Here is a 16645-nt window from a genome sequence, read left to right as displayed (position 1 = left end):
ACAAAAATAAAAAGCCAACTCGTATTTGGAGTTGGCTTTATTCGATGTTTAGAATATTTTTTATTATTTTACCAAAATCACTTGCTGACTTTCTGCATTAATGATATTTGTTAAAAATTCTTTCAATGGTTTATAGTATTGTGCAGGTAAAATACTGTATGGAATAACTTTTTGGGCTTGAGCGATAATAAAACCATCTTTTTCAATTACTTTATATGCATATCCACCAGCTTGATCAGGCATTGTAAATTGCTTTTCAGTTGGTAAAGATTCGACTTTGTAACCTTCTGGAATTTTAATTTTAACTGTATTTGTATTCGTAGTTGGTGCACCAAACTCAATATTGTAATTACGTTGATCTAGATTTAAATTATGTTTTGTATTCGCAACAAATAAAAATGGATTGAATAATATTTTATTTCCAGCCACATCTACTTTTACATCATCAAATTTGAATTGATGACGAATTACATTTTGTTTATTATCTTGTGTTTTAAATTCTGAAATTTCAAAATTGTAATCTTCTACAAATTCTTTTTCAAACGCTTTTGGATCATCTGCGATTTCACTTTTATCAAACATATAAAAATAATTATCACGAACATTAGAAAATAAACCTTTCAAATTTCCATCAGCTTTTAAATCTGCCGTAATTGATATTTTATCATTGGTCATAACCGAATTACGAAGAGGAACTTCTTTTATTCCTTTGTCATTTACCATAAACCCACGATCGTTAATTGCCCGAATTGGTAATAAATTAATTTGAGCATTTTTATCAGTTGCATCCATTAAATAAAACTCATTATCTATTGTTGCTCCAACAATCACATAATTCAATTTACTACGAGAAGGAAACGAATAATTGATTAAACCATTTTGCAACGTACTCAAAACAATTGGATTTGCGTCTAATCCAGCTTTACGCAACATAGCTGTTAGCATAAGATTGATATCCGCTGAATTTCCTGATTTTTCGTTAAATGCTTTTCGAATTCCTTTATCTGTATATTGACCTAAATAATCATTCCAAGCCATGTTGTTTTTTACATAATTGTAAATTGCTTGAGCTTTTTCAATATTTGTAGATTTTCCAACAATTGTAGCGTTTACAGTTTCATCTAAAAAATTATTCCCATTTAATTGTCGACCAAATTCTTCGTGATCCATCAAATCTTTTCCAATACGTTCCCAAGTTGTAGAGAAACTTTCTGAAGTTCTACCTGGAGCAACAAAAGAAGCTAACTCAAACTGAATACTTGCTAACATATTTCTCGGATTAAGCACATAAGCTTCGCGAGAATAAGAAGGTAAATTAACTAATGAATAAGTTTGTGTATTGATTTTCATTTTAGCATTATCAATACTTGAATTTTGAGTTGTCCTTCCGTAGATATCACTTTCTCTTTTATTGTGAATTGTATAATTATCTTCTTTAGAATTTGTAGAAATTTTTGGAGCGAAACCGCCTCTCAAATCTTGTTGATAATTAAAATATTCTTGATTTTGCATCGTGAAATTACTTGCAACCACAGGAATCGATTGTTGAAAATACCACGTATCAGTATTTCCATAGAAAGGGGAAATAATTTCGTATGTATATTCTAAGATTGATCCATTTTTTACATTAGGAAATGTAAACGTTTGTTTATCCATAAAACGATGGACTTTATCTAAGAAAATATCTTTTTTCTCAACTTTTTGTTCAACAATTTTTCCATTTTCAAGGTTATAGGTAACCGCTTTTAAAGTAATCAATTTATCTTGATCTGATCCTGAGCTTTTGTAAAGAGGAATTTCTATTTTCAAAACATCATCAGGTGTTTTATCCTTATCAAAAACAATTACTCTATAAAAAACTTTTTTTGTTTGCTCAACACCTCCTTGATTGGTATTAAAACTAACTTTATAATTTCCGTCAGCATATAAAACTTCTGCAGGAGCGTCAGCTTGAATTGTACTTTTTGTTTTCTCGAAATCTTGTTTAGATAGTTTTCCAAATTTTACATCTTGTGCAAAACTCGAAACAGTTGCAACTGTCGCAACAATCGTAAATATTGTTTTCATATTAGTGTTATAATTTTTCTAAAAGTAGTTTTGTGTTGTCGTAACCCGAAATTTGTCTTCTAAATTCTACATATTCGTTGTATTTTTCTTTCGAAAAAGTTCCAGAAAATTGTTTGTAAATACGTTTTATTTCGAATGCATTATTTTCTTTTGGATTGATTTCTAATTGATATTCTCCAAAAGCAGATTTCACAGTTATAGCATCAAATTTTTGTGGTAATTTATAACCAGAAGGAAGTGTCAATGTATACGAAACTTCGTCAACATATCCTGTCTCGATGTTGAAATCAAACTTTCTATCTTTCATTTTTTTGACAGAAGTCTCTTCTTTATTCACTGGAATAATATTCAGAATGATGTTATTTCCTTGAATTTTAGCATAATTTGGTGCTGAAAACTCGAAATTTGAAGTAAAAACAGCATTTTTCCAATCATTATTAAATTCTTTCTTTTTGAATGATATTCCTTGTAAGTAAGAAAATCGATTTTTTAAACGAACATCAAGATCTTTCTCGCTTAATTGATTAAATCTTGCAAAATTCTCATAAATCAAACCTTTGGAAGTTTCAGAAAAATCAAAATTTAATGTTCCATCTGCTAAAAGTGTTGCATTTCCATTGACGAATAATTGATTATCTTCTGTATTGAATTGTTGCGAAGGAATAATTTTTCCGCCTTTTTCATCAACAATTAATACTTTTCTATTTCCTGCAAAATCACCTAAATAATTATAAGGAGCTGTTTGACTTGTTGCTTCTAACCAAATATCTTTTCCATTTAGAGGTATATAAACAATCATGTGATTCCCTTGTTGATACATCATTTGTTCATCAATATCAATTGGATTTCCAGCAAATAATATGGTGTGATACGATTTGATATTCACTGCATCTAACATTCCAATCATATAATTAGATAAGGCTTTGCAATCGCCATAACTTTTGCTCTCAACATAAGAATTCGGAAAAGGCGAAAGTCCTCCAATTCCCAGTTGTACACCAATATATCGAACTTTATTTTGCAAATGTTTGTACAAAATCTGAACTTTTTCTTCATCCGACTTTGCATCTTTTACCATGTTTTGAAAAGTTGATTTTTGAGCTGGAGTAAAATCTAATTTTGTACGAATTAAATTATCAAAAGTCCATTTTCCGTAATCATTCCAATTGTCAAAATTTCCTTTAACACCATCGATATTGATCTGATTTGAAGCTAAAATAGCGCGAGGAAATATTTTTTGACTTCCAACCATTTGATCTTCTTCATTAAATGCCAAAACATTGTTTAATGAATAGCTCAAATTATTGTTATCTCCTGTTTTTGCAATGTCAAAATCTTTAAAATTATCTTCTTTCAATCGAATAGTTGAAGATGTTTTATTTACAAATTGATAAGACGATTTTTCGATTGATAAATTTGCTGCTCGTATAGGTGACCAACGCGGAATCCAAAGTGTATTTTTGTTCGTTGTAACAATTTTATAATGTATCGTGTAAGGATAATTTGTTGGAGTATAATTCAAATATTTTATGCGATCATCCGTGTACATTTGTCCACCTGTAACATAACTTTGGTCACCAAAATCTTTGGTCTTGAATTTTTTAATTTCTTTTCCATTTGCATCATACAAAGTTGCCTCGAATAAGTCAATTTTCGTATTTGCATCATAATTCGCTTGCGCACCAACATAATTATCGCCTGCTTTACTCAAAACTGTTACGACAACGTCTTCCGTATATTTTAATTCATCAACTTTTAGAAGTTCTATTTTTTCTTCATTTTTTCGTACAACAGCATAAGCATCTTTTATCAAATCGGCTGGAATTTGATCGACTGCATAGTTTTGCGCAAAAGAAAATGAACTAATCAAAAAAGTTGAAAAAAGTAGAGTTTGTTTCATTCAATATCTGTTAATCAAGTTATTCTTTATTTTTTGAATCGATAAAAATGGTTACAGGACCATCATTCAATAATTCGACTTTCATATCTGCACCAAAAATTCCTCTTTGTACAGGCTTGAAATTTGATTCTAAAACGTTCAAAAATGTTTCATATTGTACGTTTGCTATGTCCGGTTTTGACGCTTTGATATATGACGGACGATTTCCTTTTTTCGTAGACGCATGCAACGTAAATTGAGACACAACCAAAATATCTCCATTTGTTTGCTGTACATCCAAATTCATCACATCATTTTCATCATTGAAAATTCGGAGTTTAATTATTTTTTTCGAAATCCATTCAAAATCTTCCTTCGTATCATCAGGTTCAAAACCAACCAAGGCCAAAATTCCGCTTTCAATTTTTCCTGTTATTTCTCCATCTACCATTACAGAAGCATGTTGCACACGCTGTAAAATCACTCGCATAATTCTAGTTTTATTGATTTAAAATCGATTTGAATTTAAGAAATTATTAACAAATAAAAAAACGTTACAACTCATCTTTTAAATGTGTTATAACGTTTGTTGTAATTTAAGTTTAGAAAGCAATCGCTATAGGTTTAAGTTAGTTGGTTAAAATAGATTTCCTCATCTGCAATTATCGCATAATATAACTCATAGAGCTTTGACATTTTTTTTGCATTGATGATTTCTTGTTCTATATTTTTTATTCTGTTTTCTTTATTTTCAGAATTATCAAATTCAGCAATCCACAATTTATTTGGATTTAATGGTTTCCAATTTAAATCTTCTAAATGCAATAAAAATCTTTCTTTTTGTTCCTTTGTACATTCCTCAAAATCTAAAGCGATTTTTACGGATAAATTGCTCATTCAATTAATTTTAACAAAAATAAAATGAGAAATTGAATTATTTTTACGTGAAACCGTAATTTGAGAAAATAAAAAAGCCATTTCATAAGAAACGGCTTTTTTATTATTTTTCGGTATAAATATCTTCTTCTAAAAAAGTGAGATAATTTTCGTAGCGAGAAACTGCGATTTCACCAATTTCTACTGCATAACGTACAGCACATTTTGGCTCGTTAACGTGAATACAATTATCAAATTTACAATTGTGTTTCAGTTCTAAAATTTCAGGAAAATAACCTTGTAATTCGGTTTTGTCGATATGAACCAAACCAAATTCCTTAATTCCAGGCGTATCGATAATGAAACCTCCAAAAGGCCATTCGTACATCTGTGCAAAAGTTGTGGTATGTTGTCCTTTGCTATTAAAATCAGAAACTTCGTGCGTTTTTAGGTTCAAATCAGGGTTTAAAGTATTCAACAACGTTGATTTTCCAACGCCAGAATGTCCCGAAACCAAACTCACTTTATCTTTCATTCGATTTTTTACAAGATCTAAATTTAGACCAGTTTCAGCAGAAATATCAAGACTTTCGTAACCGATAGAATTGTAAATTGATTTATAAATTTCTAACTCAGCCATTTCATCTTCCGTGTATGAATCCATTTTGTTGAATAAAATTACAACAGGAATATGATAAGCTTCGGCAGTAATCAAAAAACGGTCAATAAAACCAAACGAAGTTTTGGGATTAGAAAGCGTTACAACCAAAAAAGCAACATCAATGTTAGAGGCAATAATATGCGTTTTTTTGGATAGATTAACAGATTTTCGTATGATGTAATTTTTGCGATCATGAATTTTTGTAATGACTGCAATATCATCTTTGTCAATCTCAAACTCAACCTCATCTCCAACAGCAATTGGATTGGTATGTTTGATATTGGCTATTCTAAATTTTCCCCTAATTCTTGCCTGATAGGTTGCACCATCTTCGGTTAAAAGATGATACCAACTACCAGTAGATTTTATGACAATTCCTTTCAATATTGTTTAAATTTTTTCTTCTTTTTTTACCATAATTTGGTTTTGTTGCGCAACAGATTCTTGGTGAATTGCTTGCAATAATTTGTCAACAAAATCTTCAGATAAACCTAAAGAAACTCCTGCTTTTACAGAATTATCTTTGATTTGTTTCCAACGATCTGGCTGAAAAACTGCCACATTATGTTCTTTTTTCAATTCTCCGATAGAGTTTGCAACTTTCATACGTTGAGCAATTGCATCTAAAATAGAGTTATCTAATTCATCAATTTGATGACGTAAATTCTGAATTCCAGTTTTGTAAATTGCATCTGGATCATCAGAAACACGAATTTCTAAATCTTTTAAGATTTCTAATAAACGAGCTGGTGTTACTTGTTGAGCTGCATCAGACCAAGCTTCATCAGGATTATTGTGTGTTTCGATCATCAATCCATTGTATTCAAAGTTGAAAGCTTGCTGTGCAACATCAAATAATCCTGTTCTGTTTCCGCAAATGTGTGATGGGTCACAAATAATTGGCACGTTTGGTAATTTGTTTTTGAAATCTAATGCAATTTGCCATTGTGGATTGTTACGGTATTTTGTCTTTTTGTACGTTGAAAAACCACGGTGAATAGCACCTAAGTTTTTGATTCCTTGACCTTCTAAACGCTCCAAAGCACCAATCCATAAATCTAAATCTGGATTTACAGGATTTTTAACCAAAACTGTTTTGTCTGTATCACGTAAAGCTTCAGCAATTTCTTGTACTGTAAAAGGGTTTACCGTAGAACGAGCACCAATCCATAAAACGTCAACATCATATTCTAACGCTAATTTTGCGTGATTTGCATTGGCGATTTCAGTTGCGATTTTCATTCCGAATTCGTCTTTTACTTTTTTCAACCAGTTTAATCCGATTGCACCAACTCCTTCGAAACAATTTGGTTTAGTACGAGGCTTCCAAATTCCCGCACGGAAAACTTGCACATAATCTTTGTCCAAATCTTCAGCGATTGTCATCATTTGTTTTTCACTTTCTGCACTACAAGGTCCAGCGATGATCATTGGTTTATCGTATTCTTTTATCCAGTTATTGTTTTCCATAACATTTACAAATTTAAGATTTAATATTTATTTTATTTGAGAGTAATTATTTATTTAATATTCGACGTATGTCGTTTGTGTTTTTTAAATATTGATGAATATCTTCGGCGTCTTTTTCTTCGATCATTTTTCTGATTTTAGAAATTTGAGTTTGATAAGCATCAATAGCATTGAGTAAATTTTCTCGATTCTGAATCAAAATTGGTGTCCACATATCTGGTGAACTTTTTGCTAAACGAACCGTAGATTCGAAACCAGATCCAGCCATGTCAAAAATTGCATCTTCATTCTTTTCTTCTTCCAAAACTGTTTGTCCTAAAGCGAAAGATGTAATGTGCGAAAGATGAGAAACGTACGCAATGTGCGCATCATGCGCTTCCGAAGTCATTGTTTTAACATTCATCCAGAGCGATTGATAAATTTTTCTTACTTTTTTTACTGCTTCTTTTTCGCTTTCTTCAATATCACACAAAATCGCAACTTTGTTTAAAAACAACTCAGGAAAAGCAGCTTTTGGTCCAGAATTTTCCGTTCCTGCGATTGGGTGTGTGGCAACAAATTGTTTTCTTTTGGGATGACTTAAAACTTTTTTACAAATTCCAGCTTTTGTTGATCCCATGTCCATTACAATCGTTTTATCATTAATTTGATCTAAAATCTCTGGTAAAACTTTTTGAATTGAATTAATTGGAACCGCAATCACTACTAAATCTGATTGAGAAAGTGCTTCATTCAAAGGAGCGATTTCATCCACAATTCCTAATTCTAAAGCTTGAATTTGATGTTCAATATTTTGATCAACACCGATTATTTTTTCGGCAACACCAACTTTTTTTAATGCTAAAGCAAAAGAACCTCCGATTAATCCTAAACCGATTACTGAAATTATTTTCATGCTTCTAATCTTCTCTTTACTTCAATCAACTTCTCGACAGGTGCGCAAAGTGAAAATCTTATAAATCCTTCACCATTGCTTCCGAAAATACTTCCTGGTGTAATAAATACTTTTTTATTGTATAAAATTTCATCAATAAATTTTTTATCATCTTTTCCTTCTGGAAGCTTCGCCCAAATAAACATTCCTGCTGCATTGGGATTATATTTTACATTTAAAATATCAGCGATTTCCCAAATGATTCTTCGTCTTTCTGCGTAAATTTTTGTTAATTCATCGTACCAAGAATCATCAACTAAAAGAGCTTTTGTCGCGGCTTTTTGTATCGCAAAATTCATTCCCGAATCCATATTTGACTTTACTTTTAGAATAGAATTAATAAAACTTTCTTTTCCAATCACCATTCCTACTCGCCAACCTGCAATGTTAAAGGTTTTGCTTAATGAATTCAGTTCGATACAAACATCTTTTGCACCTTCAATTCCTAAGATGCTTGTCGGTTCATCGTTCAAAATAAAACTATACGGATTATCATTTACGATTAAGATATTGTGACGAGTTGCAAACTCTACTAATTTTCTAAGAACGTCTTTTGGGGCTTTGGCTCCGGTTGGCATATGTGGATAATTGAGCCACATAATTTTTGGTTTTTGCTCGGCTAATTTTTCTAACTGATCAAAATCTTGAAGCCAATCATTTTCATTTTTCAAATCGTAGAATAAAGGTTCTGCTTGCACTAATTCTGTAACAGATGAATAAGTTGGATATCCAGGATTTGGAATTAAAACTTTATCACCTTCATTCAAAAATGCCATCGAAATGTGCATAATTCCTTCTTTAGAGCCCATAAGTGGCAAAATTTCTGTTGAAGGATTGGCGTCTACATCAAATTTGTTTTTGTAAAAACTTGCCATTGCTTCGCGCATTTCTGGAATTCCGCGATAACTTTGATAGCCATTGATTCCGTTTCGTGAACTTTTGATTAATTCCTCGATCACATCTGGATGAGGTTGTAAATCTGGACTTCCAATTCCTAATGAAATGATTGGAATGTCGGTTTTCATGTTCGCTATTTCTTGTAATTTTTTCGAGAAATAATATTCTTGAACACTTTGTAATCGTTGGGCTTCTGCTATCATTTTTTCCCCAGTTTATATTCGCCTAATATTTCTAAATCCGTTAACTTTCTTGCAATTTTTCCAAGCAATTCATAATATTGTTCTTTTTGCTCGAACGTAATGTCAATATGGAAAGAGTATTCCCAAGGTTTTTCAATAATCGGAACAGATTGTATTTTGTCCATATTTATTCCACATTCTGCAATTTGATTTAATACATCTACTAAAGCACCAGCTTTATGTGGAACAGAAAAACGCATCGAAACTTTATTGAAATCTTCGTAATCGTTGTGCTCGCGTTGCAATACAAAAAAGCGAGTAAAATTATCTTGAAACGTCTGAATACTTGAAGCTAAAATGTCTAATCCATATACTTCTGCCGCTTTTCTTGAGGCAATTGCAGCAACATCATTCAAATCTTGCTCAATAATATCTTTGGCTGTTAATGCAGTGTCGATATCATTTACAACGCGCCATGTTGGATGTTTTTCAAGGAACTTATCACATTGTAACAATGCCATTTGGTGCGAACGAACTTCTTTTATATCATCTAAAGTTTGTCCTTTTTTTACCATCAATTGATGTTGAATTGATAAATAAATTTCTCCAACAACTTTCAAATTATATTTCGTTAGCAATGCATAGTTTGGTAAAATTGCCCCAGCAATTGTGTTTTCAATTGCCATGATTGCTTTTTCAACTTTTCCCTTTGCAAGCGACTTTGCTAAAGTTTTGAATGTGTCGCATTCTACAATTTCGATGTCATTTCCTAAATAATTATTGGCAGCTTCGTGATGATATGAACCAATGTAACCTTGTATTGCAACTCTTTCTTTCATTTTTTTCCACAAAAAAAGTCCCACAAATTGCGGGACTTTATATTATCTTATTATGAATGTTAACAATCAATTTTGACAACGCAGTCCCTGCTCTCCTGGATAATATCCAAAAAAGTAAAAAAAGAATGCGTTAAAATAATTGAATGTTGCCATTTCGTTTTTCTAATTGTTCTACAAATCTAAAAAATAATTTTTCAGTTATCCAAATCTTTTTTGCTAATTTTATCGAAAATTTTTCATCAAATGGGAATAATCATTACAGATTTAGTAAAAAAATACGGTGAACAGATGGCTTTAGACAAAGTTTCGTTTTCTATAAATAATGGCGAAGTTGTTGGTTTACTTGGACCAAATGGAGCAGGAAAATCGACATTGATGAAAAGTATTACCAATGCAATAAATGCAGATTCTGGTGAAATTTCTGTGAATGATTTTAATGTTTCGACGCAACCAATTGAATCGAAAAAGTTGATTGGATTTTTGCAAGAAAATAATCCATTGTACATGGATATGTATGTAAGAGAGTATTTGGAATTTGTAACAAATATTCGAAATGTGCCTAAATCAAAAATTGATGAAGTCATTGAAAAAGTAGGTTTATCACCAGAAAAACATAAGAAAATTCATCAATTATCTAAAGGATATAAACAGCGTGTTGGATTGGCGCAAGCGATTATTTCTAGCCCAGAAATTTTAATTTTAGATGAGCCTACAAATGGTTTGGATCCAAATCAAATTATTGAAATTAGAGAGGTAATTAAAGAAATTGGAAAAGAAAAAACGGTGATACTTTCGACACATATTATGCAAGAAGTAGAAGCGCTTTGTTCGCGTGTAATCCTCTTGAATAAAGGAAAAATTGTAGCCGATCAAGCGATAGAAGAATTTAAAGGACAATATAAAAACTTGGAAGAAGCTTTTCATGTTTTAACACAATAAAAAAAAATCCGTCCATTGAGCGGATTTTTTTGTGAATTATTTCTTTTTCAAGATAAAAACTTCTTTGATTTTTTCTGGATCAACTTTATCGTTTTTCGTTGTTTTTTCAAGTTTTGCAATCAAGTGATTTACTTCTTCTTCAGAAGCTGGACCACCAAGATTTTCTCCATTTACGCGAGAATCTTCTAAAACTTTTCCAGTCGAATCTAAAATTACCCAAAAAGGCAAACCTTGATTTTTTCCTCCTAATTTCTCATTGATAGCATCTCCACCAGGAGTTTCTAAATTTTTCTTCTCTGCACGTTCTTGTACAGTAATAAATGTTTTGACATAATTCGCATCAAAATATGGTTTCACAGCTGGATCGTCCATATTTTTTTCCATCTTTTTACACCATCCGCACCAAGAAGCATGAAAAATTAAAAAGACATTTTTATTTTCAACCTTCGCTTGATTTTGAGCTTTTGTTAATATTTCTGTTGCTGTTTGCGCGTTTACGATTCCTGCGAAAGCAATCATAAAACTTACGATTAAGGCTTTTAATTTCATTGTAATAAGTATTTAAGTAAATGTAAATAAATAATTGTATTTTCAATAAAAAATTAACACTTATGAAACATTTTTTAGGATTTATCTTTTTGCTATTTCTTGTGAGTTGCGCATCCAATAATATAAAAACAATTGAAGGAAAATGGAAACAAGATTTTTTGGATTATAAATCGAAAGTGGTAGAAGTTCCTTTGACAAAGAGTGATGCGGTTATGGATGTTTCAAGAAATAAATCAAAATTAAAAATAGAATTTGATTTTCAAGATGGTTATGAAAAAGATGTGACAGATTCTGTTGTGTTTAATTTTCCTCAACTCAAATTCAGAAAAATAAATCTTGATAAAACTTCTAATTATTATGATTTAACTTATAATGCGACTTGCGATTGTTTTTATGGTGAAATGAAATCATATTCTGGAAATGTATTAAATATAAAATTGAACAGAGTTTCTTCGGTTAAATAAATTTAATGGAAATCATTATCTTTGCACAAAATTATTAGAACATCGTTCTAATATTCAATCATTAAAAAAAGAGACAACATATATGAAATGTGGAATTGTTGGATTGCCTAATGTTGGTAAATCTACTTTATTTAACTGTTTGTCGAATGCAAAGGCGCAATCGGCGAATTATCCTTTCTGTACAATTGAACCAAATGTAGGAACAGTTTCTGTACCAGATACTCGTCTAAATCAGTTAGAAGCAATTGTAAATCCAGAGCGCGTTGTGCCTGCGGTTGTAGAAATTGTAGATATTGCTGGTTTAGTAAAAGGAGCAAGTAAGGGAGAAGGTTTAGGAAATCAATTTTTAGGAAATATCCGCGAGTGTAATGCAATTATTCACGTTTTACGTTGTTTCGAAAACGAAAATATTACACATGTTGATGGTTCTATTAATCCATTGCGTGATAAAGAAACAATTGATATTGAGTTGCAATTGAAAGATTTGGATACAGTTACAAAACGTATCGATAAATCTAAAAAAGCAGCAAAAGCGGGAAATAAAGACGAACAAAAAGTTGTAGAAGTTTTAACAGCTGTAATCGCTCATTTAGAAGAGTTGAAAAATGTTCGTGAGATGGATTTGGACGAAAAAGAGCAAGAAATTGTAGATTCGTTACAATTAATTACTTCTAAACCAGTTTTGTACTTATGTAATGTAGACGAATCTGCTGCAAAAGACGGAAACGAGTGGGTAGAAAAAGTAAAAGAAGCTGTAAAAGATGAGCATGCTGAAGTGTTGATTTTAGCGGCACAAATTGAAGCTGATATCAATGAATTAGAAACGTTTGATGAACGTCAAATTTTCTTAGAAGAATTAGGATTAGAAGAGCCAGGCGTTAATCGTTTGATTCGTTCTGCTTACACACTGTTAGATTTAGAAACTTATTTCACAGCAGGTGTAAAAGAAGTTCGTGCCTGGACAATCAAAAAAGGTTCTACAGGACCACAAGCGGCTGGAGTTATTCATACAGATTTCGAAAAAGGATTTATTCGTGCAGAGGTAATCAAATTTGAGGATTTTATTACATACGGATCAGAATCTAAATGTCGTGAAGCAGGAAAATTAAACGTAGAAGGAAAAGCGTACATCGTACAAGATGGTGATATCATGCATTTCTTGTTTAATGTTTAAGATTTAAATTATATCTATATAAAAAGCTCAATCGAAAGATTGAGCTTTTATTTTTCTACAAACTTTTCAAATTTTCTAAAGCCATTAAAAGTGTTTCATCCTTTTTAGCAAAACAAAATCGAATTACTTTGTTATCTGTTTTATCATGGTAAAATGCTGAAATTGGTATCGTCGCAACTTTATTTTTGATGGTTAACTGTTTTGCAAACTCATCATCAGATAAATCACTTATTTTAGCATAATTTGCACTTACAAAATAAGTTCCTTCGCAAGGCAAAACTTCAAAATTTGTTGAAGCTAAACCTTTAACAAATAAATCTCTTTTTTGTTGAAAAAAATCATTCAAATGCAAGTAATGATCAGGTTTTTCTAAATAATCTGCAATTGCATATTGTGATGGTGTATGCGTAGAAAAAGTATTGAATTGGTGACATTTTCTAAACTCTTTCATCAATTCTTTTTCGGCTAAAATATAACCGATTTTCCAACCAGTTATGTGAAATAATTTTCCGAAAGAACCTACGATGAAAATCTTGTCTTTTACTGATTTTAATTTTGCAAAACTTTGATGCGATTTTCCATCAAATGTAATGTGCTCATAAACTTCATCTGCAAGCAAATAACAATTTGAATCTTTTAGGATTTGTTCAAATTGTTTTAAATCATTTTCGGATAAAATTTTTCCAGTTGGATTATTCGGATTATTAACGATAATCAATTTCGTTTTATCATTAATTTTTTTCTTCAATTCTTCAAAATCGATAGAATATTCAGGATATTTTAGCTGAATTGGAACAATTTTTCCTCCAAATAATTCAACCGTTGGTTGATATAAATCGTAAGCAGGTTCAAAAATAATTACTTCATCATTTGGATGAATTAATGTAGAAACAACATTAAAAATCGCTTGACTTGCACCACTCGTAATGTTAATTTCATTCTGAAAATCGTAATCAGATTGATAAAGATTAGAATATTTTTCTGAAAGTAATACACGCAATTTTTCGACGCCAGTCATTGGCGCGTACTGATTGTAATTTTGTGTTGAATAATAATTTAAACGACTAATTAATTCAGAATCTGCATTAAAGTCAGGAAAACCTTGCGCTAAATTAATCGCTTGATGTTCATTTGCCAATTGACTCATTACCGAAAAAATGGTTGTCGAAACATTGGGTAGTTTAGATTTTATCATATTGGTAAATTAGGTCGTTTTTGCTCAAAATCAAAACAATGAACCTTAATATTTTTAGGAAATTTTTTCTTATTTTTGTAAAACTCGTTTAACACTCAACAACTCAAATGTCAGAATTAGATCAACAAGTAAATTATACGGAAGACAATATCAAAACCCTTGATTGGCGCGAACATATTCGCATGCGACCTGGGATGTATATTGGGAAGCTGGGAGATGGTTCGTCTCAAGATGATGGAATTTATATTTTGTTGAAGGAGATTGTAGATAACTGTATCGATGAATTTGTGATGGGTGCAGGAAAAACAATCGAAATTAATCTGCGCGAAGATGAGGTAACGGTTCGTGATTATGGACGTGGAATTCCGCTTGGAAAAATGGTTGACGCCGTTTCTAAGATGAATACAGGTGGTAAATATGATTCACAAGCTTTCAAAAAATCGGTTGGTTTAAATGGTGTTGGTACAAAAGCTGTAAATGCGTTGTCAACATCGTTTCGAGTGCAATCTATTCGAGATGGAAAAACACGTATTGCAGAGTTTGAGCAAGGGATTTTAGCAAATCAAGAAGATGAAAAAGAAACATCTTTACGAAAAGGAACTAAAATTACATTTATCCCAGATAAATCGATTTTCTTGAATTTTAAATTCAGAAAAGAATATGTAGACAAAATGTTGAAAAACTATGTTTACTTAAATCCAGGATTGAAAATTATTTTCAATGGAGAAGAATTCTTTTCGAAAGACGGATTGAAAGATTTATTGAATGATAATATCGAGGAAGAAACAATTTATGATATCATCCATTTGAAAGGAGAAGATATCGAAATTGCGATGACGCACAGCTCGAAATCATATTCGGAAACGTATTATTCTTTTGTGAATGGTCAAAATACAACGCAAGGAGGAACACATTTAACAGCTTTTAAAGAGGCTGTTGTGAAAACTGTTCGCGAATTTTATAATAAAAATTATGATCCTGCGGATATTAGAAAATCAATTATTGGAGCAATTTCGATCAAAGTAATTGAGCCAGTTTTTGAATCGCAAACAAAAACTAAACTTGGTTCGAATGAAATTGGACCAGGAATGACAACGGTTCGCACGTTTGTAAATGATTTTATCAAAACGAATCTTGACAACTTTTTACATAAAAATACAGAAGTTGCGCAAGCATTAGAACGCAAGATTAAACAATCAGAAACGGAACGAAAAGAGCTTTCTGGAATTCGAAAATTAGCGCGTGATCGCGCCAAAAAAGTTAGTTTACATAACAAGAAATTGCGCGATTGTCGTCAACATTATAATGATCCGAAAGCTGAATTACGTTTAGATACAACTATTTTTATTACCGAGGGAGATTCGGCAAGTGGATCGATTACCAAAAGTAGAAGTGTAGAAACGCAAGCGGTTTTTAGTTTGAGAGGAAAACCGTTGAATTCATACGGTTTGACAAAGAAAATTGTTTATGAAAACGAAGAATTTAATCTTTTACAAGCGGCATTAAACATCGAAGAAGGATTAGAAGATTTACGTTACAATAATGTTGTAATTGCAACTGATGCTGACGTCGATGGAATGCACATTCGTTTGTTGATTATTACATTTTTCTTACAATTTTTCCCAGAATTGATCAAAGAGGGACATTTGTATATTTTGCAAACACCACTTTTTCGTGTGAGAAACAAGAAGGAAACACGTTATTGTTATTCTGAACCAGAACGTATAAAAGCGTTGGAAGAAGTTAAAAATCCAGAGATTACACGATTCAAAGGATTAGGTGAAATTTCGCCAGATGAGTTCAAACATTTTATCGGAAAAGATATTCGTTTAGAACCAGTAATGATTGGAAAAGATCAAACCATCGAAAGTCTTTTAGAATTTTACATGGGAAAAAATACACCAACAAGACAAGAATTTATTATTAACAATTTGGCTGTAGAAGCTATTAAAAATTAGAATATTTTATAAAAAACTTACTTTCTATCTAACCTAAACACCTATTTTATAAATATGAAGAAGAATAATAAAAATGTGATACAGCTCTTTAAAATGCTAAATTTCACCATCGTTATTTTAATCATTCTAAACCTTATTATGTATGCTGGTATTTTACCTTACAAGTATCACATAATACCACCTTATGTTGTTGCAATTTTTATAGCGTTGTTTATTTATGTAAGCTATAAAAGTGGAAATCAATTTTTTGCGATAGACACAAAAGGTGAAACCATAACTTTTGAAACGAAGAATGTTGGATTTTTATCCTTCTTAGATTCAAAAACGAACAAAATCGATTTACCGAAGTATAAATTGATCAAATACGATTTTCAGAAAGGAATTCTTTCAAAAAACGTTGTCTTTTATATTAACAGTAAAAAGAATCCTACCAATTTAACAAAAGTCAAATTTCGTTTAGCATTCATTTCTAACCGAAATATTAATATTATTTTGACTGAATTAGACAAAATTGTGGAGTCTAATTGTATGGTCAAAAACAATGTAGAAGTAGCTATTTAA

At 31.2% G+C, this 16645-nt stretch carries 16 protein-coding genes; 5 read left to right on the top strand and 11 right to left on the bottom strand.

What is annotated here, in order from left to right:
- Positions 1-63: 63 nt before the first annotated feature.
- From B3578_RS09125 to B3578_RS09085, 9 genes are all read right to left on the bottom strand, one after another.
- Positions 64-2067, bottom strand: a complete 2004-nt coding sequence (locus B3578_RS09125; RefSeq protein WP_291048019.1) for a DUF3857 domain-containing protein — start codon at positions 2065-2067, stop codon at positions 64-66.
- Positions 2068-2074: 7 nt separating this feature from the next.
- On the bottom strand, positions 2075-3967 hold the full coding sequence (locus B3578_RS09120; RefSeq protein ID WP_291048016.1) for a DUF3857 domain-containing protein: 1893 nt from the start codon (positions 3965-3967) through the stop codon (positions 2075-2077).
- 19 nt (positions 3968-3986) lie between these two features.
- Positions 3987-4436, bottom strand: coding sequence for a D-aminoacyl-tRNA deacylase (gene dtd / locus B3578_RS09115; RefSeq protein WP_115002146.1), 450 nt, complete (start codon positions 4434-4436; stop codon positions 3987-3989).
- Positions 4437-4570: 134 nt separating this feature from the next.
- Positions 4571-4843, bottom strand: a complete 273-nt coding sequence (locus B3578_RS09110; protein WP_221854400.1) for a hypothetical protein — start codon at positions 4841-4843, stop codon at positions 4571-4573.
- A 103-nt stretch (positions 4844-4946) separates the two neighbouring features.
- On the bottom strand, positions 4947-5867 hold the full coding sequence (gene rsgA / locus B3578_RS09105) for a ribosome small subunit-dependent GTPase A (RefSeq protein ID WP_291048011.1): 921 nt from the start codon (positions 5865-5867) through the stop codon (positions 4947-4949).
- 6 nt (positions 5868-5873) lie between these two features.
- Positions 5874-6953: a bifunctional 3-deoxy-7-phosphoheptulonate synthase/chorismate mutase type II gene (locus B3578_RS09100; protein ID WP_115002148.1), complete on the bottom strand. Its 1080-nt coding sequence runs from the start codon at positions 6951-6953 to the stop codon at positions 5874-5876.
- 46 nt (positions 6954-6999) lie between these two features.
- Complete coding sequence (locus B3578_RS09095; RefSeq protein ID WP_286494950.1) at positions 7000-7848, bottom strand: prephenate dehydrogenase; 849 nt, start codon at positions 7846-7848, stop codon at positions 7000-7002.
- On the bottom strand, positions 7845-8987 hold the full coding sequence (locus tag B3578_RS09090; RefSeq protein ID WP_291048006.1) for a pyridoxal phosphate-dependent aminotransferase: 1143 nt from the start codon (positions 8985-8987) through the stop codon (positions 7845-7847). Before B3578_RS09090 ends, B3578_RS09095 begins: the two co-directional genes overlap by 4 nt.
- Positions 8984-9805, bottom strand: coding sequence for a prephenate dehydratase (locus tag B3578_RS09085; RefSeq protein WP_219034020.1), 822 nt, complete (start codon positions 9803-9805; stop codon positions 8984-8986). Before B3578_RS09085 ends, B3578_RS09090 begins: the two co-directional genes overlap by 4 nt.
- 243 nt (positions 9806-10048) lie before the next feature.
- Between B3578_RS09085 and B3578_RS09080 the strand changes: the two genes are divergently transcribed.
- On the top strand, positions 10049-10744 hold the full coding sequence (locus B3578_RS09080; RefSeq protein ID WP_219034021.1) for an ATP-binding cassette domain-containing protein: 696 nt from the start codon (positions 10049-10051) through the stop codon (positions 10742-10744).
- 36 nt (positions 10745-10780) lie between these two features.
- On the opposite strand, the gene B3578_RS09075 is transcribed toward B3578_RS09080, so the two are convergent.
- The gene (locus B3578_RS09075; protein ID WP_286494948.1) at positions 10781-11293 is read right to left on the bottom strand and encodes a thioredoxin family protein; all 513 of its coding nucleotides are present in this window, start codon (positions 11291-11293) and stop codon (positions 10781-10783) included.
- Between the two features lie 62 nt (positions 11294-11355).
- Here B3578_RS09075 and B3578_RS09070 point away from each other — a divergent pair, with 62 nt between their 5' ends.
- Both B3578_RS09070 and ychF read left to right on the top strand, forming a co-directional pair.
- Positions 11356-11757 carry a hypothetical protein gene (locus B3578_RS09070; RefSeq protein WP_219034023.1) on the top strand — a complete coding sequence of 134 codons (402 nt, stop codon included), beginning with the start codon at positions 11356-11358 and terminating at the stop codon, positions 11755-11757.
- Positions 11758-11839: 82 nt separating this feature from the next.
- On the top strand, positions 11840-12931 hold the full coding sequence (ychF, locus tag B3578_RS09065; protein ID WP_125348936.1) for a redox-regulated ATPase YchF: 1092 nt from the start codon (positions 11840-11842) through the stop codon (positions 12929-12931).
- Positions 12932-12986: 55 nt separating this feature from the next.
- On the opposite strand, the gene B3578_RS09060 is transcribed toward ychF, so the two are convergent.
- Positions 12987-14126: a methionine aminotransferase gene (locus B3578_RS09060; protein ID WP_114998290.1), complete on the bottom strand. Its 1140-nt coding sequence runs from the start codon at positions 14124-14126 to the stop codon at positions 12987-12989.
- 107 nt (positions 14127-14233) lie between these two features.
- Between B3578_RS09060 and B3578_RS09055 the strand changes: the two genes are divergently transcribed.
- Both B3578_RS09055 and B3578_RS09050 read left to right on the top strand, forming a co-directional pair.
- The gene (locus tag B3578_RS09055; RefSeq protein ID WP_125348938.1) at positions 14234-16084 is read left to right on the top strand and encodes a DNA topoisomerase IV subunit B; all 1851 of its coding nucleotides are present in this window, start codon (positions 14234-14236) and stop codon (positions 16082-16084) included.
- A 54-nt stretch (positions 16085-16138) separates the two neighbouring features.
- Positions 16139-16645 carry a hypothetical protein gene (locus B3578_RS09050; protein WP_125348939.1) on the top strand — a complete coding sequence of 169 codons (507 nt, stop codon included), beginning with the start codon at positions 16139-16141 and terminating at the stop codon, positions 16643-16645.

The organism is Empedobacter sp. UBA1574 (genome assembly GCF_002322895.1).
GTDB lineage: Bacteria > Bacteroidota > Bacteroidia > Flavobacteriales > Weeksellaceae > Empedobacter > Empedobacter falsenii_B.
Note: the sequence above shows the minus strand (reverse complement) of the source record. Positions and strands in the feature narration are given on the sequence as shown.

Bases quoted from the DNA above. Each gene is read 5' to 3' on its own strand.
- B3578_RS09085 (WP_219034020.1), bottom strand. From the start codon at position 9,805: ATGAAAGAAAGAGTTGCAATACAAGGTTACATTGGTTCATATCATCAC.
- B3578_RS09075 (WP_286494948.1), bottom strand. From the start codon at position 11,293: ATGAAATTAAAAGCCTTAATCGTAAGTTTTATGATTGCTTTCGCAGGA.
- B3578_RS09050 (WP_125348939.1), top strand. From the start codon at position 16,139: ATGAAGAAGAATAATAAAAATGTGATACAGCTCTTTAAAATGCTAAAT.
- B3578_RS09080 (WP_219034021.1), top strand. From the start codon at position 10,049: ATGGGAATAATCATTACAGATTTAGTAAAAAAATACGGTGAACAGATG.
- B3578_RS09120 (WP_291048016.1), bottom strand. From the start codon at position 3,967: ATGAAACAAACTCTACTTTTTTCAACTTTTTTGATTAGTTCATTTTCT.
- B3578_RS09070 (WP_219034023.1), top strand. From the start codon at position 11,356: ATGAAACATTTTTTAGGATTTATCTTTTTGCTATTTCTTGTGAGTTGC.
- B3578_RS09090 (WP_291048006.1), bottom strand. From the start codon at position 8,987: ATGATAGCAGAAGCCCAACGATTACAAAGTGTTCAAGAATATTATTTC.
- dtd (WP_115002146.1), bottom strand. From the start codon at position 4,436: ATGCGAGTGATTTTACAGCGTGTGCAACATGCTTCTGTAATGGTAGAT.
- B3578_RS09055 (WP_125348938.1), top strand. From the start codon at position 14,234: ATGTCAGAATTAGATCAACAAGTAAATTATACGGAAGACAATATCAAA.
- B3578_RS09100 (WP_115002148.1), bottom strand. From the start codon at position 6,953: ATGGAAAACAATAACTGGATAAAAGAATACGATAAACCAATGATCATC.
- B3578_RS09095 (WP_286494950.1), bottom strand. From the start codon at position 7,848: ATGAAAATAATTTCAGTAATCGGTTTAGGATTAATCGGAGGTTCTTTT.
- B3578_RS09110 (WP_221854400.1), bottom strand. From the start codon at position 4,843: ATGAGCAATTTATCCGTAAAAATCGCTTTAGATTTTGAGGAATGTACA.
- ychF (WP_125348936.1), top strand. From the start codon at position 11,840: ATGAAATGTGGAATTGTTGGATTGCCTAATGTTGGTAAATCTACTTTA.
- B3578_RS09125 (WP_291048019.1), bottom strand. From the start codon at position 2,067: ATGAAAACAATATTTACGATTGTTGCGACAGTTGCAACTGTTTCGAGT.
- B3578_RS09060 (WP_114998290.1), bottom strand. From the start codon at position 14,126: ATGATAAAATCTAAACTACCCAATGTTTCGACAACCATTTTTTCGGTA.